This is a genomic window from Kitasatospora sp. NPDC058063 (assembly GCF_042885395.1).
GTDB classification, from domain to species: Bacteria; Actinomycetota; Actinomycetes; order Streptomycetales; family Streptomycetaceae; genus Kitasatospora; species Kitasatospora lactacystinica.
Genome location: NZ_JBHVSD010000001.1, coordinates 312,480 through 338,767, shown reverse-complemented (window position 1 = coordinate 338,767; position 26,288 = coordinate 312,480). Strand labels below are relative to the sequence as shown.

The 26,288-nt window shown below is 73.6% G+C and carries 22 protein-coding genes and 2 tRNA genes; 11 read left to right on the top strand and 13 right to left on the bottom strand.

Translation table 11 applies throughout. The features are described 5' to 3' along the window. Positions 1-6 precede the first annotated feature (6 nt). The 3 genes from purL to purS are packed head-to-tail and all read right to left on the bottom strand — an operon-like array spanning position 7 to position 3,190. The gene (gene purL / locus ACFVUY_RS01595; protein WP_387726658.1) at positions 7-2,262 is read right to left on the bottom strand and encodes a phosphoribosylformylglycinamidine synthase subunit PurL; all 2,256 of its coding nucleotides are present in this window, start codon (positions 2,260-2,262) and stop codon (positions 7-9) included. After that, entirely contained in the window at positions 2,262-2,939 is a 678-nt protein-coding gene (purQ, locus tag ACFVUY_RS01590) for a phosphoribosylformylglycinamidine synthase subunit PurQ (RefSeq protein WP_359897716.1), read from the bottom strand. The genes purL and purQ overlap by 1 nt, the downstream gene beginning before the upstream one ends. Beyond that, positions 2,936-3,190, bottom strand: coding sequence for a phosphoribosylformylglycinamidine synthase subunit PurS (gene purS / locus ACFVUY_RS01585; protein WP_049654013.1), 255 nt, complete (start codon positions 3,188-3,190; stop codon positions 2,936-2,938). The genes purQ and purS overlap by 4 nt, the downstream gene beginning before the upstream one ends. A 465-nt stretch (positions 3,191-3,655) precedes the next feature. Here purS and ACFVUY_RS01580 point away from each other — a divergent pair, with 465 nt between their 5' ends. From ACFVUY_RS01580 to ACFVUY_RS01550, 7 genes are all read left to right on the top strand, one after another. Further along, positions 3,656-3,973: an Lsr2 family protein gene (locus tag ACFVUY_RS01580; protein ID WP_359897715.1), complete on the top strand. Its 318-nt coding sequence runs from the start codon at positions 3,656-3,658 to the stop codon at positions 3,971-3,973. Between the two features lie 143 nt (positions 3,974-4,116). After that, positions 4,117-4,189: transfer RNA gene (locus ACFVUY_RS01575), tRNA-Gly, on the top strand. A 39-nt stretch (positions 4,190-4,228) separates the two neighbouring features. Beyond that, a tRNA-Gly gene (locus tag ACFVUY_RS01570) sits at positions 4,229-4,301 on the top strand. A gap of 187 nt (positions 4,302-4,488) precedes the next feature. Next, positions 4,489-5,496 (top strand): ABC transporter ATP-binding protein, encoded by a 1,008-nt coding sequence (locus ACFVUY_RS01565; RefSeq protein WP_387691370.1) that lies wholly within the window; start codon positions 4,489-4,491, stop codon positions 5,494-5,496. Next, positions 5,493-6,323, top strand: a complete 831-nt coding sequence (locus ACFVUY_RS01560) for an ABC transporter permease (RefSeq protein WP_387691368.1) — start codon at positions 5,493-5,495, stop codon at positions 6,321-6,323. Before ACFVUY_RS01565 ends, ACFVUY_RS01560 begins: the two co-directional genes overlap by 4 nt. 97 nt (positions 6,324-6,420) lie before the next feature. After that, positions 6,421-7,650 carry a sensor histidine kinase gene (locus ACFVUY_RS01555; RefSeq protein ID WP_387726656.1) on the top strand — a complete coding sequence of 410 codons (1,230 nt, stop codon included), beginning with the start codon at positions 6,421-6,423 and terminating at the stop codon, positions 7,648-7,650. A 17-nt stretch (positions 7,651-7,667) separates the two neighbouring features. Next, on the top strand, positions 7,668-8,291 hold the full coding sequence (locus tag ACFVUY_RS01550) for a response regulator (RefSeq protein WP_387726653.1): 624 nt from the start codon (positions 7,668-7,670) through the stop codon (positions 8,289-8,291). Between the two features lie 27 nt (positions 8,292-8,318). Here the strand turns inward: ACFVUY_RS01550 and ACFVUY_RS01545 are convergent, their stop codons facing one another. The 4 genes from ACFVUY_RS01545 to purD all read right to left on the bottom strand — a co-directional run bounded on the left by ACFVUY_RS01545 (position 8,319) and on the right by purD (position 14,640). Beyond that, positions 8,319-9,218: a phosphoribosylaminoimidazolesuccinocarboxamide synthase gene (locus ACFVUY_RS01545; protein WP_387691363.1), complete on the bottom strand. Its 900-nt coding sequence runs from the start codon at positions 9,216-9,218 to the stop codon at positions 8,319-8,321. A gap of 152 nt (positions 9,219-9,370) precedes the next feature. Next, positions 9,371-10,918, bottom strand: coding sequence for a N,N-dimethylformamidase beta subunit family domain-containing protein (locus ACFVUY_RS01540; protein WP_387691361.1), 1,548 nt, complete (start codon positions 10,916-10,918; stop codon positions 9,371-9,373). A gap of 228 nt (positions 10,919-11,146) precedes the next feature. Then, on the bottom strand, positions 11,147-12,730 hold the full coding sequence (locus ACFVUY_RS01535; RefSeq protein ID WP_387726650.1) for a hypothetical protein: 1,584 nt from the start codon (positions 12,728-12,730) through the stop codon (positions 11,147-11,149). Between the two features lie 662 nt (positions 12,731-13,392). Then, positions 13,393-14,640 (bottom strand): phosphoribosylamine--glycine ligase, encoded by a 1,248-nt coding sequence (gene purD, locus ACFVUY_RS01530; protein WP_387726647.1) that lies wholly within the window; start codon positions 14,638-14,640, stop codon positions 13,393-13,395. Positions 14,641-15,007: 367 nt separating this feature from the next. Between purD and ACFVUY_RS01525 the strand changes: the two genes are divergently transcribed. After that, positions 15,008-15,793, top strand: a complete 786-nt coding sequence (locus ACFVUY_RS01525; protein ID WP_359897705.1) for an SLATT domain-containing protein — start codon at positions 15,008-15,010, stop codon at positions 15,791-15,793. Positions 15,794-15,843: 50 nt separating this feature from the next. On the opposite strand, the gene ACFVUY_RS01520 is transcribed toward ACFVUY_RS01525, so the two are convergent. From ACFVUY_RS01520 to ACFVUY_RS01510, 3 genes are all read right to left on the bottom strand, one after another. Continuing rightward, a complete protein-coding gene (locus tag ACFVUY_RS01520) occupies positions 15,844-16,491 on the bottom strand; it encodes a hypothetical protein (protein ID WP_359897704.1) in 648 nt (215 codons plus the stop codon). A gap of 115 nt (positions 16,492-16,606) precedes the next feature. Further along, positions 16,607-17,626: a GntR family transcriptional regulator gene (locus ACFVUY_RS01515; protein ID WP_387691356.1), complete on the bottom strand. Its 1,020-nt coding sequence runs from the start codon at positions 17,624-17,626 to the stop codon at positions 16,607-16,609. 146 nt (positions 17,627-17,772) lie between these two features. Beyond that, positions 17,773-18,570 (bottom strand): carbon-nitrogen family hydrolase, encoded by a 798-nt coding sequence (locus ACFVUY_RS01510; protein WP_387726644.1) that lies wholly within the window; start codon positions 18,568-18,570, stop codon positions 17,773-17,775. Positions 18,571-18,744: 174 nt separating this feature from the next. Here ACFVUY_RS01510 and ACFVUY_RS01505 point away from each other — a divergent pair, with 174 nt between their 5' ends. Then, complete coding sequence (locus ACFVUY_RS01505) at positions 18,745-19,566, top strand: maleylpyruvate isomerase family mycothiol-dependent enzyme (protein ID WP_387691354.1); 822 nt, start codon at positions 18,745-18,747, stop codon at positions 19,564-19,566. A 48-nt stretch (positions 19,567-19,614) separates the two neighbouring features. Here ACFVUY_RS01505 and ACFVUY_RS01500 read toward each other — a convergent pair whose 3' ends face one another. Together ACFVUY_RS01500 and ACFVUY_RS01495 are read right to left on the bottom strand one after the other, a co-directional pair. Beyond that, positions 19,615-20,994, bottom strand: a complete 1,380-nt coding sequence (locus ACFVUY_RS01500; protein ID WP_387726641.1) for a nitrate/nitrite transporter — start codon at positions 20,992-20,994, stop codon at positions 19,615-19,617. A 62-nt stretch (positions 20,995-21,056) separates the two neighbouring features. Further along, positions 21,057-22,289: a M64 family metallopeptidase gene (locus ACFVUY_RS01495; protein WP_387726639.1), complete on the bottom strand. Its 1,233-nt coding sequence runs from the start codon at positions 22,287-22,289 to the stop codon at positions 21,057-21,059. 364 nt (positions 22,290-22,653) lie between these two features. On the opposite strand from ACFVUY_RS01495, the gene ACFVUY_RS01490 reads away from it, so the two are divergent. Together ACFVUY_RS01490 and ACFVUY_RS01485 are read left to right on the top strand one after the other, a co-directional pair. Then, a complete protein-coding gene (locus ACFVUY_RS01490; RefSeq protein WP_387691348.1) occupies positions 22,654-23,580 on the top strand; it encodes an LAETG motif-containing sortase-dependent surface protein in 927 nt (308 codons plus the stop codon). A 210-nt stretch (positions 23,581-23,790) separates the two neighbouring features. Next, a complete protein-coding gene (locus tag ACFVUY_RS01485) occupies positions 23,791-24,732 on the top strand; it encodes an LPXTG cell wall anchor domain-containing protein (RefSeq protein WP_387726636.1) in 942 nt (313 codons plus the stop codon). Between the two features lie 98 nt (positions 24,733-24,830). On the opposite strand, the gene ACFVUY_RS01480 is transcribed toward ACFVUY_RS01485, so the two are convergent. After that, complete coding sequence (locus ACFVUY_RS01480; protein ID WP_387726633.1) at positions 24,831-26,276, bottom strand: dihydrolipoamide acetyltransferase family protein; 1,446 nt, start codon at positions 26,274-26,276, stop codon at positions 24,831-24,833. Positions 26,277-26,288 lie beyond the last annotated feature (12 nt).

Here is a 26,288-nt window from a genome sequence, read left to right as displayed (position 1 = left end):
CGTGCGTCAGGCCAGCAGGGCCTCGATGACACCGGTGCGGGCGTCCTTCAGCTCGGCCAGCGAGACGCTGAACTGGCCCTGGACGTCCAGGCTTTCGCCGTCCACGACACCGATCCGGGTGGCCGGCAGGCCGCGCGCGGTGCACATGTCGTTGAACCGGAGCTCCTCGCTGCGCGGCACCGCCACGACGGCGCGGCCGGCCGACTCCGAGAACAGCAGGACGAACGGGTCCTGGCCCTCGGGCAGAACGATCCGCGCGCCGTGGCCGCCCTTGAGGCAGCTCTCCACCAGCGCCTGACCGAGACCGCCGTCGGACAGGTCGTGCGCGGCGTCGATCATGCCGTCGCGCGAGGCGGCGATCAGGATCTCGCCGAGCAGCCGCTCGCGCTCCAGGTCCACCGCGGGCGGCAGGCCGCCGAGGTGGTCGTGGACGGCCTGCGACCAGGCCGAGCCGCCGAGCTCGTCCGCCGTGTCGCCGAGCAGGTAGAGCAGCTGCCCCTCCTCGGCGAAGGCCAGCGGGGTGCGCCGGGTGACGTCGTCGATGACGCCGAGCACCGCGACCACCGGGGTCGGGTGGATGGCGACCTCGCCGGTCTGGTTGTACAGCGAGACGTTTCCGCCGGTGACCGGGGTGCCGAGCACCAGGCAGGCGTCGGCCAGGCCGCGGGTGGCCTCGGCGAACTGCCACATCACGTCCGGGTCCTCGGGGGAGCCGAAGTTGAGGCAGTCGGAGACGGCGAGCGGCTTGGCACCGCCGGCCGCGACGTTGCGGTACGCCTCGGCCAGGGCCAGCTGGGCGCCGGTGTACGGGTCCAGCTTGGCGAAGCGGCCGTTGCCGTCGGTGGCGACCGAGACGCCGAGGTTGGTCTCGTCGTCGATCCGGATCATGCCCGAGTCCTCGCCGTGCGAGAGCACGGTGTTGCCGAGCACGTAGCGGTCGTACTGGTCGGTGATCCAGGACTTGGAGGCCTGGTTCGGGTGGCTCGCGACCTTCAGCAGGTCGGCCTTGAGGCCTTCGCCGGTGGTCGGGCGGGCCAGCCGCTCGGCGGTCGGGGCGTCGGCCTGCAGCGCGTCCTGCCAGCTCGGGCGGGCGTACGGGCGCTCGTAGGTCGGGCCCTCGTGGGCGACGGTGCGCGGCGGGACGTCCACCACGAGCTCGCCGTGCCAGAAGATCTCCAGGCGCTCGCCGTCGGTCACCTCACCGATGACGTTGGCGATGACGTCCCACTTCTCGCAGATCTCCAGGAAGCGGTCGACCTTGTCGGGCTCCACGATCGCGCACATGCGCTCCTGCGACTCGCTCATGAGGATCTCCTCCGGCGAGAGCGTGTGGTCGCGCAGGTGCACGGTGTCGAGCTCGATCCGCATGCCGCCGGAGCCGGCCGAGGCCAGCTCGCTGGTGGCGCAGGACAGGCCGGCGCCGCCGAGGTCCTGGATGCCCTTGACGAGCTTCTCCCGGAAGATCTCCAGGGTGCACTCGATCAGGAGCTTCTCCTGGAACGGGTCGCCGACCTGGACGGCCGGGCGCTTGGCCGGCTTGCTGTCGTCGAAGGTCTCGGAGGCGAGCACCGAGACGCCGCCGATGCCGTCGCCGCCGGTGCGGGCGCCGTACAGGATGACCTTGTTGCCGGCGCCGGAGGCCTGCGCGAGGTGGATGTCCTCGTGCTTCATGACGCCCACGCACAGCGCGTTGACCAGCGGATTGCCCTGGTAGCAGGAGTCGAAGACGACCTCGCCGCCGATGTTCGGCAGGCCCAGGCAGTTGCCGTAGCCGCCGATGCCCGCGACGATCCCGGGCAGCACGCGCCGGGTGTCCGGGTGGTCGGCCGCACCGAAGCGCAGCGGGTCCATCACGGCGACCGGGCGGGCGCCCATCGCCAGGATGTCGCGCACGATGCCGCCGATGCCGGTGGCCGCGCCCTGGTAGGGCTCGATGTACGACGGGTGGTTGTGCGACTCGACCTTGAAGGTGACCGCGTACCCCTGGCCGACGTCGACGACGCCGGCGTTCTCGCCGATGCCGACGAGCATCGCGTCCGAATCCGGCTTCTTCTCGCCGAACTGCTTCAGGTGGACCTTGCTGCTCTTGTACGAACAGTGCTCCGACCACATGACCGAGTACATGGCGAGTTCGGCGCCGGTCGGGCGGCGGCCAAGGATCTCCCGGATGCGCGCGTACTCGTCCTCCTTGAGGCCGAGCTCGGCCCAGGGCTGGGCTGCGTCCGGGGTCTGCTCGGCGTTCTTGACGGTGTCGAGGCTCATCAGGCGTTCACCAGCTGCTTCAGGACGGAAGTGAAGAAGCCCAGGCCCTCGGTGGTCGGGCCGGTGAGCGGCTCCACGGCGTGCTCCGGGTGCGGCATCAGGCCGACGACATTGCCGGCGGCGTTGGTGATGCCGGCGATGTCGCGGTACGAACCGTTCGGGTTGACGTCCAGGTAACGGGCGACGACCCGGCCCTCCGCCTCCAGTTCGTCCAGCACCCGCTCCTCGGCGACGAAGCGGCCCTCGCCGTTCTTCAGCGGGACGACGATTTCCTGGCCGACCGAGTAATCCCGGGTCCAGGCGGTGCCGGCGTTCTCGATGCTCAGCTTCTGGTCGCGGCAGATGAAGTGCAGCGAGTCGTTCCGGGTGAGCGCCCCGGGCAGCAGGTGCGATTCGCAGAGCACCTGGAAGCCGTTGCAGATACCGAGCACCGGCATTCCGAGCTTCGCCTGCTCGATGACGGTCTCCATCACCGGCGAGAAGCGGGAGATCGCACCGCAGCGCAGATAGTCGCCGTAACTGAATCCGCCGGGCAGGACGACGGCGTCGACCTGGTGGAGATCCTTGTCACGGTGCCACAGGGCGACCGGCTCGGCGCCGGCGAGGCGGACCGCCCGCTGGGCGTCGCGGTCGTCGAGGGAGCCGGGGAAAGTGACGACGCCGACGCGGGTGGTCACTTGCCCTCCTCCTCGACCCGGACGGTGAAGTCCTCGATCACGGTGTTGGCGAGAAAGGTCTCGGCGGCTTCGCGGATACGGGCGAGCGCCGCGTCGTCGACCGGGCCCTCCACATCCAGCTCGAAACGCTTGCCCTGGCGGACGTCGGCGATCCCGGTGAATCCGAGGCGGGGCAGTGCACGCTGCACCGCCTGTCCCTGGGGGTCGAGGATCTCCGGCTTGAGCATGACGTCGACTACGACGCGTGCCACTGGCACTCCCGGTGGTGTCTTCGGTGAGGCGGGGGAACTCCAGACTACCGGTGGTTTCGGGCAGGATTGCTGGCCGGGGATAGCGACGCGCGTAGACCCGAGACCCTTACGCCACAAGGGATCCGGACCCCTCACCCGCCGCCCGGGCCGACCGGTTTCCGTGGAATCGGCACTCGGAACGGCCCCGCCCGGAGAACACCCGAATACGGCACTTGGGGACAGAACCGCCCGTCCCGCACATCGGTATCCAGGAGTCCCGCGAAGAGACGTGAATATCCGGAAAAGAATGCCGGACTCTTCGATTTCTGCCCCCTTCGGGTGCAGAATAGGGCCACCTGTCGCGGCAAGTGCTGCGTATCAGGCGAGCCGTCCGGCCCGCCCGTACGCGCTTGCGCGAGTTGGTGCACATCAGGCCCCGGTACCCCCTCGGACCGGCGGCCGAATTGCCCGAGAGGATTGACACCCATGGCACAGCGTGTAGTTGTCACGCTCTCCGACGACCTGGACGGCGGCTCCGCCGCGGAAACCGTCCACTTCGGCGTCGACGGGAAGTCGTACGAGATCGACCTGTCCGTGGACAACGCGGAAAAGCTGCGGGAGGCCCTCGCTCCGTTCGTCGCCGCCGGCCGCCGCCAGAGCCGCACCGGAAAGTCCTTCCGCCGCACCGCCCTCACCCCGGACCCGGCCGCCGTCCGCGCCTGGGCCCTGTCCCGCGGGATGGAACTGCCGGCCCGCGGCCGCATCCCCAAGCACGTGTACGAGGCGTTCGCCGAGGCGAACTGAGCCTCGCGGGAGTCCGCTCCCCGGTCGCCCCGCCCGCCCTGGCCGAAAGGGTGGGGCGACCACCCCGAACGATGCTGTAGAGTATTCCTCGTCGCCGCAACGGAGAGATCCGAAGAGGCGGCGGGTGCCCCACCAGGCACCATGCGGACGTGGCTCAGTTGGTAGAGCATCACCTTGCCAAGGTGAGGGTCGCGAGTTCGAATCTCGTCGTCCGCTCGCAGTGCGCGAGCACAGCACAACTCAATAGTTTGACCTGCGGACGTGGCTCAGTTGGTAGAGCATCACCTTGCCAAGGTGAGGGTCGCGAGTTCGAATCTCGTCGTCCGCTCAGATACGAAGGGCCCCCTCGTTTGAGGGGGCCCTTCGGCATTCCTCCCCGCACCCCCGGCACGGCGGTGCCCCGGGCGCCGGCGATATCGGCCATGACATTTGTCATCGCCGACCCGTGGATCCCCACCGCGATGTCATGACGGCCCGCACTGCCCGCGCGGCCCGGTCGGCGGAAGGCTTGGGGCATGGAGACGAGCCGGGCCCCCCGCCCCAGCGAAGACGTGATCGAGGTCACCGACCTGCACCGCCACTACGGCGGCGGTACCACCGGGTACCACGCCGTGCGCGGCGTCGACCTGACCGTCCGCCGCGGCGAGCTGTTCGCCCTGCTCGGCACCAACGGGGCCGGCAAGACCTCCACCATGGAGGTCATCGAGGGCCTGGCCGCGCCCTCCGGCGGCACCGTCCGGGTGCTCGGCCTGGACCCCCACAAGGAGCGCGCCGCCGTCCGCCCGCGGATCGGCATCATGCTCCAGGAGGGCGGCTTCCCCGGCGAGCTCACCGCCGCCGAGACCGGCCGCGTCTGGGCCGGGATGACCAGCGGCGCCCGCCCGGTGGCGGAGGCGCTGGAGCTGGTCGGCCTCGGCCACCGCGCGAACGTCCGGGTCAAGCAGCTGTCCGGCGGCGAGAAGCGCCGGCTGGACCTCGCGATGGCCCTGCTCGGCCGCCCCGAGGTGCTCTTCCTGGACGAGCCCAGCACCGGCCTCGACCCCGAGGCGCGCGCCGCCGTCTGGCAGCTGGTCCGCGAGCTGCGCGCCCAGGGCACCACGGTGCTGCTCACCACCCACTACCTGGAGGAGGCCGAGGAGCTCGCCGACCGGCTGGCCATCATGCACGGCGGCCGGGTCGTCACCTCGGGCACCGTCGCCGAGGTGATCGCCGACCGGCCCGCCCGGATCGGCTTCGAGCTTCCCGAGTTCACCGGCGCCGCACTGCCCGTCCTGGCCGGGGCCGAACTCGCGCTCGACGGCCGCAAGGTCACCGTGCAGACCCTCGCGCTCCAGGACACCCTCACCGACCTGCTCGGCTGGGCCCGGCACCACGGGATCGTGCTCGGCGCCCTGGACGCCCGCAGCGCCTCGCTGGAGGAGGCCTTCCTCGCGATCGCCTCCGAGGCCGCCCACCAGAACCCCCCGCAGGCGCCCGCCGCCGACCGCCCCGCCCGCCGCCGCCTGATCGGATCCGCCCGATGACCACCACCGCCGCCACCGCCGCCTCCGGTCCGCAGAGCACCGCCGCCCGCCGGCTGCTCGCCCTCGGCCGGGCCGAGGCCACCCTGCTGCTGCGCAACCGCACGGCCCTGTTCACCGCCCTGGCGCTGCCGCTGTTCCTGGTCTTCACCCTGAAGGGCGTGCTCTCCCAGCAGGCCGAGTCCAACCCCGGACTGGACGTCGACTCGCTGCTGGTCTACGGCTCGGTCGGGATGATCCTGGCCTTCGTCGTGTACTACAACCTGACCGCCGCGTACGTCGGACGGCGCGGCGAGCTGGTCCTCAAGCGGCTGCGCACCGGCGAGGCCCGGGACATCGAGATCCTGCTCGGTACGGCCGTCCCCTCGGTCGCGCTCGGCCTGATGATGGCCGCCCTGATCGGGATCGGCGGCAGCCTCGGCCTCCACCTGGCCGTACCGGTCAACCCGGTGCTGATGCTGGTCGGCCTGCTCCTGGCGCTGGCCACCATGATCGCCCTGGCCGCGCTGTCCAGCGCCTTCACCAGGACCGTGGAGAGCGCGGGCATCACCACCCTGCCGATCATGCTGGTGATGCAGCTCGGCTCCGGGCTGTTCATCCCGCTGGAGGTCATGCCCAAGCAGCTGGCCGACATCTGCCGCCTGCTGCCGACCACCCCGGCCTTCCAGCTGATCCGCGTCGGCTGGTTCGGCACCGACGGCTCGGCCGCCGCGACCGGCTTCGCCGGCTCCTGGGGCGCCGCCGGCTCGCACCTGGTCACCGGGGCGATCTGGCTGGGCCTGGCGGTCTGGGGCGCGGTGCGCTACTTCCGCTGGGAGCCGCGCCGCTGAGCATCGAGCGGTAATCCGAAGGAACGCCCCCAGTACGGCCTCTGATATGAAGGCAGGAAGCAGGATCGTGGTCGAACTGGGGGCGGAAGAATTGAGAATGCGGTCGCCGCATCGGCACTGGAGCAGCCTGAGCAAACCCCAGCGCACCGAGCTGTACCTGCGCTGGTCGCTCTACCTGATGGCGCTGTTCGTCCTCCCCGGCGTCCTGCTCGGCGCCGGGAGCGCCGCCGGTCAGGCCGGGAACATCCCGGTGATCCGGATCTCCGTGCTGATCGGGCTCGCCACCACCCTGGTCCTGCTGCGGACCTACCGCGTCGCGATGGACCACTACCTCGGCCGCCCCACCGACCCCCGGCTCTGGCTCGCCCTCTCGGTCGGCCTCGCGGTGACGGGCTCCTGGACCGTCCTGCTGTTCGGCCCCGCCGACGGCGGACCGGAAAGCCCGGGAGGCCTCCCCTTCACCCTGTTCGTCACCAGCAGCCTGCTGCTGTTCGCCCACGGCCCGGTGTGCGTGGCGCTGGCTCCCCGCCGGGCCGCCGCCGTCGGGCTGGGCATGCTGCTGGCCGTCTACCCGGCCGCGGTACTCGCCGGGATCGACCCCGGCGGCACCGCCGGCTACCTGACCGGACTGACCGTCGCGATGGCCTTCCTCGGCCCCAGCTGCCGCAGCTTCGCCTGGCTGACCTCGATCGTCTGGGAGCTGGACGCCGCCCGCGAGGCCCAGTCCCGGCTGGCCGTCGCCGAGGAGCGGCTGCGCTTCTCCCGCGACCTCCACGACGTGATGGGCCGCAACCTCACCACCATCGCGCTGAAGAGCGAGCTCGCCGTCCAGCTCGCCCGCCGGGGGCGCGAGGAGGCCGCCGACCAGATGGCCGAGGTGCAGAAGATCGCCCAGGAGTCGCAGCGCGAGGTCCGGGACGTCATCCGCGGCTACCGCACCGCCGACCTGCACGCCGAGGCGATCGGCGCCCGGGCGGTGCTGCGCTCGGCCGACGTCTCCTGCGAGATCGACCTCGGCGAGCACGCCGACCGGCTGCCGGGCCCGGTCCAGTCGGTGTTCGGCTGGGTGATCCGCGAGGCCACCACCAACGTACTGCGGCACAGCGAGGCCGGCCGCTGCCTGATCCGGCTGCGGGCCGAGGACGGACGGGCCGTACTGGAGCTGGAGAATGACGGGGTGCCCGACATCCCGTTCCCCTCCCAGGGCAGCGGCACCGGGCTGCGCGGACTGCGCGAGCGGCTCGCCGCCCACGACGGCGAACTGACCGTGTCGACCGCCGAGGCGGGCGTCTTCCGGATGCTCGCCACCGTCCCGCTCCCCCGCTGAGGAAGAAAGACCGCCCGATGACCGAGAACGCCGCGCCCGTCCGCGTCCTGCTCGCCGACGACGAGCACCTGATCCGGGGCGCGCTGGCCGCGCTGCTCTCGCTGGAGGAGGACATCGAGGTGGTCGCCCAGGCCGGCTCCGGCACCGAGGCAGTGGCCATGGCGCTGGCCCACCGCCCGGACGTCGCGGTGCTGGACCTCCAGATGCCGGGCAAGGACGGCATCGAGGTGGCCACCCAGCTGCGGCTGGCGCTGCCGGACTGCCGCTGCATGATCGTCACCGGCCACGGCCGCCCCGGCTACCTGAAGCGGGCGCTGGAGGTCGGGGTGCGCGGCTTCCTGCCGAAGACCGTCTCGGCGGCGGACCTGGCCGGCATCATCCGCACCGTGCGCTCCGGCGGCCGGTACGTGGACCCCGAGCTGGCGGCGGACGCGATCAGCGCCGGCGAGACCCCGCTGACCCCGCGCGAGACGGACGTCCTGGAGCTGGCCGCCGACGGCACCCCGATCGCCGAGATCGCCGAACGGGCCTCGCTCTCCCAGGGCACCGTGCGCAACTACCTGTCCTCGGCGGCCACCAAGCTGGGCGCGGAGAACCGCCACGCGGCGGTGCGGATCGCCCGCGAGCACGGCTGGATCTGAGGCCGTGCCCGCGGGCGGTCGAGCGGGTCAGGCCCAGGTGGTCCCGGTCAGCCGCTCGTACACGTCGATGTACTTGGCGCGGGTCAGCTCGACGATCTCGGCCGGCAGCGCCGGCGGCGGCTGCTCGCTGTAGCGGTCCCAGCCGGAGTCCGGGGAGACCAGCCAGTCGCGGATCAGCTGCTTGTCGAAGGACGACTGCGAGCGGCCCGCCTCGTACTCGTCGGCCGGCCAGTAGCGGGAGGAGTCCGGGGTGAGCACCTCGTCGCCGATCACCAACTCGCCGTCCAGCAGGCCGAACTCGAACTTGGTGTCGGCCAGGATGATGCCGCGCTCGCGGGCGATGTCCCGGGCCCGGGCGTAGACGTCCAGGGTGGTGCGGCGCAACTGCGAGGCGAGTTCGGCGCCGATCCGGCGGGCGGTCTCCTCGTAGGAGACGTTCTCGTCGTGCTCGCCGACCTCGGCCTTGAGCGCGGGGGTGTAGATCGGGGCGGGCAGCTCGGAGCTGTTCTCCAGGCCCTCGGGCAGCGCGATGCCGCAGACCGTGCGGCTCTCCTGGTACTCGGCCAGACCGGAGCCGGCCAGGTAGCCGCGGGCGACCGCCTCGACCGGGATCATCTCCAGGCTGCGGCAGACCAGCGTGCGGCCCTTCCAGTCGGCCGGGGCGCCGGCCGGGACCTCGGTGGAGATCACGTGGTTGGGAACGATGTCGGCGATCCGGTCGAACCACCACAGCGACAGCTGGGTGAGGATGCGGCCCTTGTCCGGGATCTCGTTCGGCAGCACCCAGTCGTGGGCGGACGTCCGGTCGCTGGCCACCATGACCAGCTCGCCCGAACCGGTGCGGTAGAGGTCGCGCACCTTGCCGGTGTGCAGGTGGACCAGGCCGGGTACCTGGACCGGCTCGGGCTTGGTGACAAATCCGCTCAAGGTGTTCAGTCCTCAGGGGTCGTTCACGGGCGGGGGCACCGCGAAAGGGGAGGTCACTGCCCCCGCAGTCTTTCACGCCCGCCGGAACGCCGGTTCTCCGGCCACCGCGCGCCGGTTCTCGGCTGCCGCGCGCCGGTTCTCGGCCACCGTGGTCAGTGCAGCTGGTTCTTGCAGAGCCGGTCCAGCAGGTTGGCGGTGGCCCGCTGGATGCGCTCGTCGGTCAGGCCCGGGCGCCCCAGCGCGGGCGACCAGGCGAAGGTGCCGGCCGCGAAGACGTACGCGCCGCTGGGCGCGCGGTACAGCGAGGTCTCCTGGTAGCGGGTGCGGCCGGCCGGGTCCTGGTACGGCGAGTGCGCCAGCAGCACCCGCTCGACGTGCTCGGGCAGCGCCACCTTGGGGTAGTAGCGGTCGGCCTCGCCGGCGACCAGCCCGGGCAGCTCGTCGCCCTCCTGGAGGCCGGTGCCGTCCCAGAGCCAGTGCGCGGTGTGCCGGGCGACCAGCGGGACGGGCGCGGCGACCCGCCCCGAGTACTGCACCCCGAGCAGGTGCTGCTCGGGCTCCCCGGCGTCCCGCCACAGCGCGCTGGCCGCGCCGGGCGCCCCGGCGGCCGGGCTGCCGGCGCCGACCTTCTGCCGCTTGCGGCAGTTGAGCAGCCGGTTGGGCTCGCCGGAGGCGGCAGCGGTCAGCTCGACCCGCCAGTACATGGTGTTGGCGGAGAGGAACACCAGCGAGGTGCCGCCGTCCCTGGCCCGCTCGGCGGCCCGGCGCATCGGCTCGGACCAGTACTCGTCGTGGCCGGGGAAGACCAGCGCCCGGTGCCGGGACGGGTCCACCAGGCCGGCGTGCAGGTCGGTGGCGGTGGCGTAGGAGAGGTCGTAGCCGAAGCGCTCGGCCCAGCGGATGAAGTCGTACGCGTGGCCGACGTGCAGCGGCAGTCCGGCGGTGGCGTGCGGGCGGTCGAAGGAGACGGTGACGGCCGCCTCCGGCTCGCCGACCAGGCCGCCCCGGCCGTCCCAGGCGTGGTAGAGGCTGGCGCCGGTCCGGCCGTCCTCGGGGAAGAGGTTGTACGCCTGCCAGGTCACGTCCGGGAGCACCAGGAGCAGTTCGGCGGTGCGCGTCCGGTCCTCGAAGTCCCGGACGGTGAAGGGGATGTGGCTGCGGTGCAGCATGTCCGCGGTGGTCAGCACGGCGACGTAGGCGCCGGGCTTCCAGTGCGCCGGGATCTGCTGCCGCCAGGAGTGCCACCAGTGGTGGCAGGAGACCGTCCGGTCGACCACCAGCGGGGCGGGCTGGGCGAGGCCGGCGATCGACGGGCTGGAGGTCATGTGGCGGGCGCCGTCGCCGCCGTAGTGGCCGATCCGGAAGATGTTCACGGTGAACTCGCGGGGCGGGTTGACGGTGACCCGGAAGTCCACCGAGCCGCCGGGGCGGACCACCCCGGCCGAGGCGAAGCCCTTGATCTGCTGGTCCACGTCGTTGGCGCCCTGCGGGGTTCCGACGGACGGCTTCCTGCGGACTCCGGCCGTCAGTGACTGCTGGCCCGGCGCGCCCACCGAGACGTACCAGGGCACGGCGCCCTCCGCCCCGGCCAGGTACTGGTCCGGGCTGCGCAGCCAGGGCAGCGGGCCCTGGCCGAAGGGGTCGGAGACGCTGTAGGCGTGCGTCCCCGACTCCCAGCGGCGGTTGAGTTCGGTCCCCACGCGCCCCTCCCAGGTGCACTTCCGCCCGGTTGGCACGTGCCCCCCGGATGTGCGTGCGGTCTAATACACCACAGACTGCTGGCGCAGCGTCACCCTCCGGTAGCGATTGGTGCGGGGAATCTCGCGCGCCTCCCGGGAGGGGCCTCCGGCCTGCGAAGACGCCCGGCGGCCGGCCCTTTTGGGGGCGCGTGCGGTGGTGCCGAGCGCCCTCCTGTGACTCCCGGGACGTCAGAGGCGCACGGGTTTCTCAAGACGGACGTCGGCGGCGTCCAGCCAGGCGCGCAGCGGACCGTCCTGGCCCTGCTCGACGGCCTGGGCGACCGGACCGGCCAGGTCGGTGCGGCGCACCCCGCCGAGCAGCAGCACCGGCCCGTCCAGCCAGTCCAGGCCGGGGGCGCCGCCGGCGGTGTCCACGGCGGCGCAGCAGACCATCGCGGTGACGTGGTCGACCAGCAGGTCACGGCCGCTGCGGTCGGGTTCGAGCAGCGGGGCCGGGGCGGTGGTGCGGGCCAGCTGGGCGGCGAGCGCGGCGGCCAGCAGCTCTCCGTCGCCCTCGGCGAGCCGGCCCAGCAGCCGGGTGAGGGTCGGGGCGCCGGGGCGGGACTGCGGGGCGAGCCGGTCCAGGGCCGTCTGCAGGGTGGCGGCGCCCGCCCGCCAGCCGGCGTCCACCACCTCGGCCGGGTAGTCGGCCCACTCCAGCTCGCGCCAGGCGCCGGCCGCCGGGCGGCCGAAGAACAGGTCGGCGGCGAGCCGGGAGACCGCCCGGTCGACGGTGCCGGGCTCCTCCAGCAAGTCGCAGGCGGGGCGGTCGCCGAGCCGGCTGCCGTAGCCGTCGGCCAGCCGGTCGCGCCGGGACAGCTCGGTGAGCGCGGCGACCACGCCGGCGTTGAGGTGGGCCGGGTGGCGGCCGAGCCGCCAGGCGGGCAGCGCGACCCGGGTGAGCAGCCGGTCCCAGCCCGCGTAGGCCAGGCCGACCTGCTCCTGGGCGGCGATCCGCAGTCCGTAGTCGACCGTCCTGGCCTGCTCGGAGGCCCAGCTCGCGACCGAGCGCTCCAGCTCGGCGGAGTGGCCCCGGCAGGCGCCGAGCAGGCGGCGCACGACCCTGCGGACGATCCGGTCGGCGAGCGCGGCCGGACCGCGCCGGGGCGGCCGGGGCGGGGCGGCCAGGGTGGCGCCGCCGAGACCGGGGGCCGCGCCGGCGCCGGAGTCCAGACAGGCGTCCAGGCTGCGCAGGAAGCGCCGGGCGGCGGCGATCTCCGGGTCGGCGGAGGCGGCGGTACCGGCCACCACGGGGGCGAGCAGGGCGCGCAGTTCGCCGGCCCGCATCCACCACAGGAAGGGCGAGCCGATCACCAGGACGGGGGCGGGCGCCCCGGGCCCGGGCCGGGCCGGAGCCGTGCGCCGGCTCGGCGGGACGTCCTCCAGCCAGCTGTCGCAGTCCGGGGTGAGGGCGACGGCGGAGGGCGCGGGCACCTCCAGCCGGTCCGCCAGCTCGCCGATCAGCCGGTACAGCTCGGGGGCCTCGGCGCGCTCCAGCGGGACGGCCGGGGTGCGCGGCGGGACGGTCCGGTGCAGGGCCCGGGCGGTCAGCCCGGCCACCGCCAGGGTCAGCGCGGCGACCGCGCAGACCGCCCAGCGGGCGGCGTCCCAGCCCGCGGCGTCGGCGGCCCCGGGCGCGCCGATCCGGCCGGTGAACCGGCCGGCGAGCAGGACCACCGCCACGGCGGCGGGCAGGGCGGCGGCGGCCCGGGCGAGGCCTCGGATCCGCAGCACCACCTGGGCGTGAGCGCGCGCGATGTCGATTGCGGCCATACGGTGCGGCACCCCCTTCGGAGCCCTCGGGCGCCCGGCTTCGGGCCCTGAGCCGACTCGAAACGATCAGTTCCGACCGGGAAGCGGAGGCGTCCGATCCCGGTAGTGCATGCTGCGTGGCGCTACTGACATTTTCGACGCCCCGGTCCGGGTGGGCGTTCCGGATCACCCCGGTTTCCACTCGTCCCGGTGACACCGTCCGGTTGTTCCGGTGACGCCGCCCGGTTGTTCCGGTGACACCGCCCGGACGCCGGCGACCGGTCCGGTGCGAAGCACCCCGACGACCGACCGGCCGGACGCCGTCCAGCATCCCCCCGTGGGAGCACCGCTACCCGGCGGCGACCCCGGCGCACGGGCCCCGCGCACCGCGATCCAGCGCACCATAAGGCCGCGCGGCCGGTTGCGTCAGCCGGATGCGGGTGCTGTCACCCGATGGGCTGGAATCCGTCGGCCGAACGGTGCGTCGGCCCCCGCGGCCGCTCCAGCCCCGAAACGCCGGGAACGCTGCGCCCATGGGGTTGACCGGTGGGCGCAGATGTTCGAATCCCGCTCGCCCCTGCTGGTACGGGCGGCCGCGGGCCGCCGCCCGTACCGCGGTGGCACGCACCGCGGCCCCCGTGCGAGCGGTTCGCACGGGGGCCGCGGTCGGAGCGGGCGGGGGCTCAGGCGGTGGCCGCCTTCAGCGCGATGTCGGTGCGGTGCTGGCCGCCCTTGAGGGAGATCCGGTCCACCGCGGCGTACGCGCGCTCGCGCGCCTCGGCCAGGTCGGTGCCGGTCGCGGTGACCGACAGGACGCGGCCGCCGGCGCTCAGCACCCGGCCGTCCTCGTCCGCCTTCGTCCCGGCGTGCAGCACGAACGCGGTGCCGTCCGCCTCCGCCTCGGCCAGGCCCTCGATCGGGTCGCCGGTGCGCGGGGCGTCCGGGTAGCCCTCGGAGGCGACGACCACGGTGACGGCCGCGCCCTCGTCCCAGCGCAGCGGCTCCAGCTGGTCCAGGCTTCCGGTGGCGGAGGCGAGCAGCACGCCCGCCAGCGGGGTGCGCAGCCGGGCCAGCACGACCTGGGTCTCCGGGTCGCCGAAGCGGGCGTTGAACTCGATCACCCGGGTGCCGCGCGAGGTGAGCGCCAGGCCCGCGTACAGCAGGCCGGAGAACTCGGTGCCGCGGCGGCGCAGCTCGTCCACGGTCGGCTGGAGGACGGTCTCCAGGACCTCCTCGACCAGCCCGGCGGGCGCCCACGGCAGCGGGGAGTAGGCGCCCATGCCGCCGGTGTTCGGGCCCTCGTCGCCGTCCAGCGCGCGCTTGAAGTCCTGGGCGGGCTGGAGCGGGACGACGGTGGTGCCGTCGGTGATCGCGAACAGCGAGACCTCGGGGCCGTCCAGGTACTCCTCGATGACCACGCGCTCGCAGCCGGCGGCGTGCGCCAGCGCGGCCTCGCGGTCGGAGGTGACCACGACGCCCTTGCCGGCGGCCAGGCCGTCGTCCTTGACCACGTACGGGGCGCCGAAGGCGTCCAGCGCCTCGGCGGCCTCGGCCGCGGTGGTGCAGACGTAGGACCGGGCGGTGGGGACGCCGGCCGCGGCCATCACATCCTTGGCGAAGGCCTTGGAGCCCTCCAGTTCGGCGGCCGCGGCGGACGGCCCGAACACCGGGATGCCGGCCGCGCGCACGGCGTCCGCGACGCCGGCCACCAGCGGGGCCTCCGGGCCGACCACCACCAGGGCGGCACCGAGCCGGCCGGCCAGCGCGGCGACCTGCGCGCCGTCCAGCTGGTCGACCGGGTGGACCGTCGCGACCTGCGCGATCCCGGCGTTGCCCGGGGCACAGTGCAGTTCGGTCACTGCGGGATCTTGGGACAGGGAGCGGCACAGGGCGTGTTCGCGGGCGCCGCCGCCGATGACGAGGACCTTCACGCCTGGCAGCGTAGTCGGTGGCCTGTTCCGGCCGCTCTCCGGTCCCGTCGGATCCTCCAGCGGAGGAGCTCCGTACGCCGAGGATGTCGGAGGATCCTCCAAGCCCGGCGGGGCCGGTTCGGCGGTGGGTGGTCGGGTCACGACGTCGGGTCACCGGCCCCTCGCTCGGACGGGTGAAATCTCGCCGCCTCCCGCAACCCGCCCACCTCGGGTTCCGTTGGCCGAAACCGGTAACGATCAGCGGAGAAGCGCCCCCACGGTCAGCCATTTGGCGGTAAGAAGTGCTGTTGGAGAACCACCGGCGGACACCACGTCAGCCGTTGCGCCGACAGAGCCAGCAGTCCGCCCGCCACAGGGAGCCCCACAGGTGAGCCAGCCGGAAATGCAGCCCGAGGAGAGTGCCTGGGGCAAGGAGATCGGTGAGGAGGACCCGCCCGCCGCCGCCGTCGTCCGACGGGCCTCCACCCGCCAGCGGGCCGATCTGAGCACCCGCCAGTTCCCGCTGGGGGACTGGGGCGAGCCCGCCGAACGGCTGGAGGAGCTCTACCGCTGGTCCGAGGAGCGGGCGGTCGAGGCGATCGAGTGGTACCGCCGGGACCGCGTCTGGAAGCGCCGCTGGGCCCGCGTGCTGCGGTTCGGCGCGGCCGGCTTCGCGGTGGGCGGGGTGACCGCCCCGCTGGTCGACCTGGCCGGCGCCTTCGCGCACGGCACCGGCTGGGGCTACGTCGGCTTCGCGCTCTCCGCCGCCTGCCTGGCCACCGACCGGGTCTTCGGCCTCACCTCCGGCTGGATGCGGGACGTCTCCACCGGCCAGGCCCTGCAACGCCGCCTGGAGGCCTTCCAGTTCGACTGGGCGTCGGAGTGCGTTCGCGAGGTGCTCGGCCCGACCGAGGGCACCGCGGGCGAGGCCGCCGAGCGCTGCCTGGGCGTGCTGCGCCGGTTCTGCGAGGACGTCTCGGACATGGTCCGCTCCGAGACCTCGGAGTGGATGCTGGAGTTCCGCGCCTCGATGACCCAGCTGCCCACCCAGTCCGGCGGGGCCTGGGGCGGGCGCAGCGAGCCCGGGGTGGGCGCCCAGGTGCGGGTGCTGCCGCCGCCGGGCACCCGGCCCACCATGCCGCGCCAGCGGCCGCCGGAGGGGCCGCTGCGCTGAGGCGTGTCCGACAATTCCCGCCGGGTGCCCTGGAACCTGTCCGCCCGGGGTCAGGCGAAGACGATCATCGAGCCCTGGGTGACGCTCCTGGTCGCCGCCGCGTACAGGCCCGACCAGGCGTGCCGCTCCCGGGCGAAGGGGTGGACGTCGTCGATCGGCGGCCCGAACGGCTGCTCCAGGCCGGTCGGGCCGAGCGGCCGGGTCGGGTCCGGCGGGTTGAGCGGGTCGATGCCCAGCGCCGGTGCGACGGCCTGGAGTTCGCGCAGCAGCCCGTGGCTGGAGCCGAGCGGGCCGCCGGCGGCGAGCAGCGTGTCGTCCACCAGCGGCACCGCGAACTCGACCGGCACGTACGCGCCGGCGTGGTCGAAGTGCCAGACCAGGTGCGACTGTTCGGCGCTGCTCTCGAACATCTCCAGCAACTGCTCGTAGTCGCCGCCGAGCGCGTCGACCGGGGTGATGTCCAGGCCGGTGAGGCCCAACAGGTAGGCGCGGCGCAGGAAGTGCAGCGAGTCGTAGTCGAAGGCGGCTATCGGCTCGACCGCGCCGCTGATGCCCGGGACGAACCGGTAGACCGGCACCTCGGGCAGCCCGCGCGAGGCCAGCACCGAGTTGTAGAGCGCGAGGTCGTCCCGGAAGGGGTTGTCGGGGCTGTGGCTCAGCGCGTCCACCAGCGGGACGAGCCAGAGGTCGCAGGCCATGGCCGGCAGTTCCTCTCCGGAGGCGGGGATCGCCCGCGCGGGCGGGGCGACGACGGGGGTCGGGTCGGTACCCGGACGGCCCTTCAGGAGGCGCCCGGTCCGATGACCGCCCACCCTACCGGCCCGGCGCGGCGTGCGGGTCGGGCCGTCCCCGAGGGGCCTCCGGGGACGGTTCGGACAGCCGTCGGCCGAACCGGCCGTACGGCACCGTACGCGGCTGCGGCACCAGCCCGAGGCCCAGTCCCAGCTCACGGCCGAGTTCCCGGCCGACGTCGGCGCTGCGGGTCCGCCCGGTGCGGGCCGCACCGGGCCCGGCACCGGCCTCGGGCTCGTCGCCCGGCTCCGGCGGGGCCGCCGGCGCGGGCGGCGGTTCGGCCGGCACCGGCGCCGGCTCCTCCCCGACGAACTCGGTGAGCAGGTCCAGCACGGTCACCGACTCCAGCGGCTGCCCGGCCAGCCCGGCCAGCAGCCGGACGGTGTACAGGTTGTACTCGCAGATGATCCGGTGCGCGCCGAGCGCATCGCGGGCCTCGATCGCCGCGACCAGGTCCGGGTGGCGCTCCCAGCAGATCCCGCCCAGCGCGGGCAGCTCCCGCAGGTAGGGCGCGGCGAACATCCAGGACTGCACCCGCAGCCAGTCCAGGTAGTCGGCGATCCGGCGGTTGCCGAGCAGCGCGCCGACCTCCTGCCAGAACCGGCGGTCGCAGCCGACCATGACGTCCAGGTTCCCGGCCCGGGCCGCCCGCACCGCCGCGTCGGCCCGCCGGTGCAGCGAGGGCAGCCGGCCGAGGTCGGGCAGTGCCCGGCGGGTGGCGTACTGGCGGTGGAAGCTGTCGGTGATCAGCACCCGGGACTCGAAGATCTCCAGGAAGTCGTCCCACCCCAGCTCGGGCACGGTGAAGCCGCGGTGGTGCTCGGCCCGCAGCAGGCCCTGCGCGCCGAGGTCGACCAGGGCCTCGCGGGCCGGGGTCGCGGAGACGCCGTACAGCTCGGCGATCTCCTTGACGGTGAAGTTGCGGCCGGCCGCGAGCCGGCCGGCCATCATCTCCTCGCGCAGCGCGCCGGCGATCTGCTCGCGCAGGCTGTTGCGGTGGATGACGGGGCGGGGGGTGTCGCCTGCGCCGTTGTCAGGCATGGGGCGACCTCCTCGGGCGGCCTACCGTGCCGGCCCTCGTCCGGGCCGGCGGGGAACACGACGAGTGCTCATCTTCTCAAACCCGACCGACCCAGGTACGAACCAACCCTCCGGAACGCCCTCCCCGGCGCCCCGCCCACCCCCGCTCAGCGCTGGACCGGCGCCGGAATCCCCAGCAGACGGTCCCGCAGCACCGGGAACTCCGCGCGCGCCTTCGCCACCTCGGCCGGATCGAACTCGACCGTCAGGATCTCCTCGCCCGCCCCCGCCTCGGCCAGCACCCGGCCCCACGGGTCCACCACGATGCTGTGTCCGGCCTGCTCGACCCCGGCGTGCGTCCCGGCGGTGTTGCAGGCCAGCACGAAGGCCTGCTCCTCCACCGCCCGGGCCCGGGCCAGCAGCGTCCAGTGCTCGCGCCGCCGGGCGGGCCACGCCGCCGGCACCACCAGCAGCTGCGCCCCGGCGTCCAGCAGCGCCCGGAACAGCTCCGGGAAGCGCAGGTCGTAGCAGGTGGCCAGACCCAGCGTGGCGAAGTCGGTGGGCGCGGTGACGATCTCCTGCCCGGCGCCCATCACCACCGCCTCGCCGCTGTCGAAGCCGAAGCGGTGGATCTTGCGGTACGTGTGCACCAGCTCGCCGTCCGGGGAGAACAGCAGCGAGGTGTTGTAGATCGGCCCGTCCGGATCGCGTTCGACGACCGAACCGGCGTGCAGCCAGACCCCGGCGGCCCGCGCGGCGGCCGACATCACGTCCGAGGTGGGCCCGTCCAGCGTCTCCGCGCCGTCCGACCAGAGGTCGTAGGCGAAGCCGCCGAGCGGCCACAGCTCCGGGAGCACCACCAGGTCGGCGCCCTGCTGTGCCCGTACCAGGGCCGCCGCCCGAGCCCTCCGCTCGGCGGGCAGCTCCTCGTCGGAGACCGCGAGTTGGATCAATGAAGCGCGCACAGTACCACCGTCCACGGCAAGAGACCTACGATCGTCACCCGAAAGCGCTGCCCAGCTGTCTCCCGGCAGCGTAACGTGCGGTTAGCGTGCGCGCCCGGAAAGCCGGACCATCCCGGTCGGCCGTGACGGCGGGGCGCAGGCGGCAAGGAAGCTGACGGAGGGCCGGAGATTCCCGTGACGGACAACCAGACCGTGCAGGCTTACACCGAGGCGTGGACCCAGACCATCGAGTCCATATCGGAGCTGGTCGCCCCCCTTCCCGAGGGCTCCTGGAACCGGGCCACCGAGTGCCCCGGCTGGTCCGTCCGCGACATCGTCTCGCACGTGATCGCGGTCGAGTCCGACCTGCTCGGCGACCCGCGCCCGATCCACTCGCTGCCGCGTGACCTCCGTCACGTCACCACCGAGTTCGCCCGCTACGTCGAGCTGCCGGTCGACAAGCGCCGTTGCCACACCGCGCTGGAGATGACCGGCGAGCTGGAGTACACGATCATCCGCCGCTCCCGGGCGCTGCGGAACGCCAAGCAGACGCCCGAGGAACCGGTGCGCTGGCCGGCCGGGCCGCTGGCCAGGGACGTCCCGTACCACGAGCTGCTGCGGATGCGGGCCTTCGACGTCTGGGTGCACGAGCAGGACCTGCGCCGGGCCCTGGAGACCCCGGGCAACCTGGACGCCCCGGCCGCGCTGATCACCCGGGACCTGCTGCTGGAACTGCTGCCCAAGGCCGTCGCCAACAAGGCCGGGGCCCCGGCCGGGACGGCCCTGGTGCTGGACGTCACCGGCCCGGTGGAGTTCCTGCGCACCGTCCGGGTGGACGCCACCGGCCACTGCACCGTGGACGAGTCGATCAGCCTGGCCCCCGACGTCCAGCTCACCATGGACTGGGAGACCTACCTGCGGCTCGCCTGCGGCCGTGGCCGGCCCGGCCCGGTCTCCGTCGAGGGCGACCGGGAGCTGGCCGAACGGGTGCTGGCCAACTTCTCGGTCACCATCTGAGGCCCGGGGCCCTACGAGCCGTCGCCCGGGGCCCGTCCGGCCCCGGGCTCAGCCCGCCTGCGCCGCGACCTTCCGGCGCAGCCGCAGGATCATCGCCGTGCCCACCGCCAGCGGGACGTACTGCCAGCAGAACGCCCAGCGGAAGGCGGTCGCCGAGTACGACCCGGCGCCGTCCGGGGAGAGCACGTCCAGCAGCACGCCGATGCCGAACAGGGTGATCATCGTGCCGATGAAGCCGCCCATGTTGACGATCCCCGAGGCGGTGCCGAGCCGCTCCGCGGGGTTGCGGGAGCGCGCGTAGTCCAGGCCGACCAGCGAGGCCGGGCCGTTGCTGCCCATCACCAGGATGATCCCGACCAGCAGCCAGGCCGGCGGGTGGCCGCCGGGCCAGGCCAGCACCAGCGCCCAGCCGAGCGCGGTGGTCGCGACGACGGTCAGCACGATCGGCATCCGGGCCCGCGCCGAGACGGAGAGCAGCCGGCCGAAGACGAAGCCGAAGGTCATGTTGCTGAGCACCAGCAGGGTCAGCAGCCCGCCGGCCCCGGCCCGGGACATCCCCTGGGCCTGCACCAGGTAGGGCAGGCCCCAGAGCAGGCCGAAGGCGTTGCCGGGGAACTGGGTGGTGAAGTGGATCCAGAGCCCGAGCCGGGTGCCCGGCTCCCGCCAGCAGGCGAGGACCTGCCGGCCGACCTTCGGCCGCGCCGCGGCCGCCCCGGGCCGGACGACGGCCTCCTGGTGGGGCGCGTCCCGCAGGAGGAACGCGACCGGCGCGAACACCACCGCGCCCAGCAGCGCGATCGCGGTGAAGGTGGGCGTCCAGCCCTCGCTGTGCAGCGCCCTGGCGAGCACCACGGTGGTGACCAGGTTGCCGCCCATCCCGGCCAGGCCGGTCAGCTGGGCCACGAACGGGTTCCGGGCCGCCGGGAACCACCGGGCGGCGATCCGCAGCACGCTGATGAAGGTCATCGCGTCGCCGCAGCCGAGCACCGCGCGGGAGGCCAGCGCGGGGCCGAAGTCGGAGCTGAACGCGAAGGCCAGCTGGCCGGCGCTCAGCAGCACGACGCCGGACAGCAGCACCCGGCGCGGCCCGTACCGGTCGACCAGCAGGCCGACCGGGATCTGCATGGCCGCGTAGACCAGCACCTGGAGGATCGAGAAGGTGGAGAGCGCCGAGGCGCCGATGCCGAAGCGGTCGGCGGCGTCCAGTCCGGCCACCCCGAGGCTGGTGCGGTGGATGACGGCCAGGATGTAGACACTGACCCCGATGGACCAGGCGAGCCAGGCCGCCCTGCCGCCGGGCGGCGCGGCCGCGAGCACGGACGCGGGCGCGGCACCGGGCGTGGGTACGGGCGCGGCCGGGGGGTCGGCGATGAGCCGGGGAGCGGGGACGGACGGGGACGGGGCTGGGCGAGCGGGCTCCACGGTCATAGTCCGACCAGACTAGTCATCCCATGATGGGATGCTCGGACCCGGGGGCACGCGACCGGGCCTCAGCCGGTCAGCGTCCAGGAAACCGAGCGGGTCATGGAGCGCTCCCGGAAGGCCTCGTCCCGCACCCAGTCGGTGGTGTCCCGGACGGTCGCCGTCACGGTGGCCGTCCGGCCCGGGGCCAGCTCCAGCCGGGCGGTGTCCAGCCAGGAGCCGTCGGCGGACTGCGGGGCCACCGGGACGCCGTCCACCTTCCATTCCACCTTCAGCTGCCGCGGGCCGGTCAGCGGCAGCGGCCGGACGTCGAGCCGGGGCCGCCCGGACACCTCGCCGGGAGCCGGCACCGGGGCGTCGGTCGGCCGGACCCTGCGGTACAGCTCCTCGATGATCGCCTCGCGCGAGGGGAGGTTGTACGCGCTGCCCAGGGTGCGCATCACCGAGTCCGGGGTGGGCCGGTAGAGGCCGTTGGCGCTGCGGTACGCCCCGATCACGCCGGCCCCGTCCGGGGACTCGGCGCCCAGCCAGCGCCACCACTTGGTCTGCTTCCTGCGCATGTCGTCGGCGTTGAGGGTGGCGAGGTTCGGGTAGTCGGCGTCGTCCGGGGCGCTGTCGTACTCGTCTCCGAGGTCCCCCACGGTGTGCCCGATCTCGTGCTGGATGATCCGCCCGGCGTCCGGGCTGCCGCCCGCCAGGGTGGTCACCCCGGTGCCGCCGGCGCCGCCGTACTCGGTGGAGTTGGCCAGCGCGATCAGGTACTGCGGCCCGGAGCCGTTGCCCGCGTAGCGGGCGGTGGCGGACTCGTCGGCGCAGAGCAGCCGGGCGGTGCCCTCGCACCAGAAGTGCATGCCGAGCGGGGTGGCGGTCCTGCGGCCGCGGCTCTCGGACTCGGCGATCCCGGAGACCGGGGAGACCACCTCGACCCTCCTGATGTTGAAGAAGCCCTGGTAGGTGCGGAAGGGCTCGATGTCCATCAGCGCGTGCCAGGCCTTGTCGGCCTGCTGCCGGAAGAGCTCCTGCTCGTCTGTCGTGTAGCCGTCGCCGAGCAGCACCAGGGTGATCCGGTTGGCCGGGTCCCCGGTGCGGCGTATGTCGACCGTCGGGGCGGCCGCGGATATCCGCTGGTCGGCCTGGAGGGCCGTGTGCGGCGGCACCGCGCGGTCGGCCGGGGCCCCCGGACCGATCACCCCGAACGGCGGGGGGCCGGTCAGTTCCAGGGCGGCCGGGAGAGCGGCGGCGGACACCAGCACGAGTGCGGCCAGACTCCGGACGAGACGGCCAGGGTTGCCAGGCGGCATACGGGTGCGTCCTCCGGGAGCCGGTCGCCCGGTGTCGCCCGGGTGATGGAGCGGAGACGTACCCGGGCGGCCGGGACTCCCCTATCCGGCCGCGAAAAAGTCACCGACCTGGCCGAACGATCCTCACATTTCGGATCATCCAGGTCATACCAACCATTCCTCGGGCCGTCTTCGGGACCCGCCGGAGAAGCCCGAAAAAATTTCGGAACCCGTCTGCAACCCCCCGCGGGGATGCGCGTCTATACGGATGAAGGCACGGAGAGCGAGACCGGCGGAGCCGGGGGGCGCTTCCGCTCACGAGGAGCGGAGCCGGTCGTCTTCACCCACTCACACCATCAGCACGTCGACCCTGGGGACTCACGTCATGCGCATGCCCGTTATCACCCGTTTTGCGAAGAACGACCGCGCGCTCTCCGGCCGCCGCCGCATCGCCACCGTCGCCGCCACCGTCGTCCTCGCCGGCGGCGTCCAGTTCCTCGCCACCGACACCGCCTGGGCCTGCGGCGACCACCGGCTCGGCGGCGCGTACGAGGCCCCGACCAACGTGCCTGGGCTCTCCCCCGACACCGCCATCACCTCGGCCAAGTCCTCGGTGGTCGCGGACGGCAGCTGGAACGAGGTCTCCCTCAAGGTCACCAACAAGGGCGACGAGGACGCCCACGGCATGGAGCCCTTCCTCGGCCTCGTCACCCCGGGCTCGGGCGCCGCGACCCGCCTCAAGGACGTCAGGATCCAGTACCTGGACTACACCGGCGCCTGGAAGAACCTCCAGCTGCAGGACGGCTGCATGCGCTCCGTCGAGGTCACCGGCTCCCAGCGCCAGCGCATGGCCGCCAACAGCTCCGACACCTTCAAGTTCCGCTACTCGCTGGCCGCCGCCACCCCCGCCGGCGTGACCACGATCAACCTGTTCGCCTCGGCGGAGATGGCCGGTTCCCAGGGCGCCGGCAGCTCGGCCTTCAAGACGGTCAAGGTGACCCACCCCCAGGGCACCGCCACCGCCAAGCCGACCACCACCGCCAAGCCGACCACCCCGGCCAAGCCCAAGCCCGCGCCCACCAAGGCCGCCGAGCCCGCCGCCGACCGGACCGCGGACACCGCCCCGGCCGCCCCCGCCACCCAGGCCCCGAAGGCGTCGGCCCCGGCCACCACCGCCCCCGCCGGCACCCCCGAGCTGGCCCAGACCGGCTCCTCCTCCAGCAACACCTTCCTCGCCCTCGGCTCCGCCGCACTCCTCGCCCTCGGCGCCGGCGTCCTGGTCGCCGTCCGCCGCCTGCGCCACCAGCGCTGACCGGCGCCCGCCGGGTCCGGGCGCCGCTCGGCCCCGGCGGGAAACTCTCGGAAACCGACCTGCGACCCCCGCCGGGGCTGCGCGTCCCACGGATGAAGGCACGGAGAGCGGGACCGGCGGAGCCGGGGAACGCTCCCGCTCACGAGGAGCGGAACCGGTCGTCTTCACCCACTCACACCATCAGCACGCCGACCCTGGGGGACTCACATCATGCGCACGCCCGTTATCAACCGATTCGCGAAGAACGACCGCGCGCTCTCCGGCCGCCGCCGCATCGCCACCGTCGCCGCCACCGTCGTCCTCGCCGGCGGCGTCCAGTTCCTCGCCACCGACACCGCCTGGGCCTGCGGGGCCCCGGACGACGCCCCGGTCACCGCCCCGGCGAAGCCGTCCGCCGCGGACGAGCAGGACAACTCCTTCGAGCTGCACGGCCAGGGCGCCACCACCACGTTCCTCAAGGTCCCCACCGCGATCACCGTCGGCGGCCCCAAGGTGGAGATCAGCATCAAGGTCACCAACAACACCGGCGCCGACTACCACCGGATCGCCCCGGGCATCTCGTTCTTCAACCCCGACGGGACCACCCCGAAGCCCTCGCAGGTCACCGCCGAGGTCATGTCGAACGGCCAGTGGCAGCGCATCACGCTGCGCAACGGCTGCGACCCGGCGATCGGCGGCGAGTCCCGGTCCGCGGGCGTGCCGATCGCCAACGGTCGCACCGTCACCTTCCGCTACCGGGTGGGCCTCTCCGCCGACGTGGCCAAGGGCATCAACGGGCTCCAGATCATCGCCACGCCGAGCCAGGGCCGGGGGGCGATCACCGAGGTCGAGGTGGTGCACCCGAAGCCGTCCGCGAAGCCGACCACCCCGGCCAAGCCGAAGCCGACACCCACCAAGGACGCCAAGGACGCCGACGCCAAGGGCTCCGCGCCGGCCGCCGACACGACCAAGGACGCCTCCCCGGCCGCCGAGGCCCCGAAGGCGTCGACCCCGGCCACTGCCCCGGCCACCACCGCCCCCGCCGGCACCCCCGAGCTGGCCCGGACCGGCTCCTCCTCCAGCAACGCCTTCCTCGCCCTCGGCTCCGCCGCACTCCTCGCCCTCGGAGCGGGCGTCCTGATCGCCGTCCGTCGACTCCGTCCCCAGCGCTAGTCGACGGGCGGTACACCGAAGGGGCCCTCCTCCGCACGGCGGTGCGGAGGAGGGCCCCTTCTTCGGTTTCTTCGGTCCTGCCGGTTCCTTCGGTCCCGTCAGCCCCAGGTGATCAGGCGCTTCGGGCGCTCCAGCAGCGCGGCCACGTCGGCCAGCACCTTGGAGCCCAGCTCCCCGTCCACCAGGCGGTGGTCGAAGGAGAGCGCCAGCGTGGTCACCTGACGCGGGACCACCTTGCCCTTGTGCACCCACGGCAGTTCCCGGACCGCCCCGAAGGCCAGGATGGCGGCCTCGCCCGGGTTGAGGATCGGGGTGCCGGTGTCGACGCCGAAGACGCCGACGTTGGTGATGGTGACCGTCCCGCCCTGCATGTCGGCCGGCGAGGTCTTGCCCTGACGGGCGGTCTCGACCAGTTCACCGAGCGAAACGGCCAGCCCGGCGAGGGTCCTGGACCCGGCGTCCTTGATGTTCGGGACGATCAGGCCGCGCGGGGTGGCCGCGGCGATGCCGAGGTTCACCTGGCCCTTGAGGACGATCTCCTGGGCCGCCTCGTCCCACTGCGCGTTGATCCCGGGGTGCCGCTTGATCGCGGTGAGCAGCGCCTTCGCGACGATCAGCAGCGGGCTGACCCGGACGTCCCGGCCCAGTTCCCCGCTCTCCTTGAGCCGGCGGACGAACTTCATCGTGCGGGTCACGTCGACCTGCACGAACTCGGTGACGTGCGGGGCGGTGAAGGCCGAGGCCACCATCGCCTGCGCAGTCGCCTTGCGGACGCCCTTGATCGGCACCCGGACGTCGCCCGCGGCGGGCACCGGCACCTGCGGCGCGGCCGGCTCGGCCACGGCCGTTCCGGCCACCTCCGCCACCGCGGCGGCCGGAGCCGCCGGAGCGGCCTGAGCGGCGGCGTGGGCGTGCACGTCCTCGCGGGTGATCACGCCGTCCCGGCCGGTCGGGGTGACCGCGCGCAGGTCGACGCCGAGGTCCTTGGCCAGCTTGCGCACCGGCGGCTTGGCCAGCGGCCGCTCCCCGCCGGGCACTTCGGCGACCGGCGCGGGCGCCGCGGGAGCCGGGGCGGCGACCGGGGCCGGAGCGGCCGCCGGAGCCGGCGTGGTCGCGGCGACCCTGGTGGTGGTCGTCCGCCGCGCCCGGCGCTGGGCGGTGCCGGTGCGCGGGCCGTACCCGACCAGCACCTCGCGCCGCTCGGGCTCGACCTCTTCGGCCGGAGCCGGAGCCGGAGCCTGCGCCGGAGCCGCGGCGGGGGCGGCCGGAGCCGCGGCCCCCGCTTCCCCAGCGACCGCGATCGAGATGATCACGGTGCCGACGTCGACCGTCGAGCCCTCGGGGAAGTGCAGCTTCTCGACCACCCCGTTGAACGGGATGGGCAGCTCCACGGCCGCCTTGGCGGTCTCCACCTCGCAGACGACCTGCCCGTCGGTGACGGTGTCACCGGGCTTGACGTACCAGCTGAGGATCTCGGCCTCGGTGAGGCCCTCGCCCACATCGGGCATCTTGAACTCGCGGAGCGAGCGAACTTCGGTGGTCATCTTCGCTCCCCG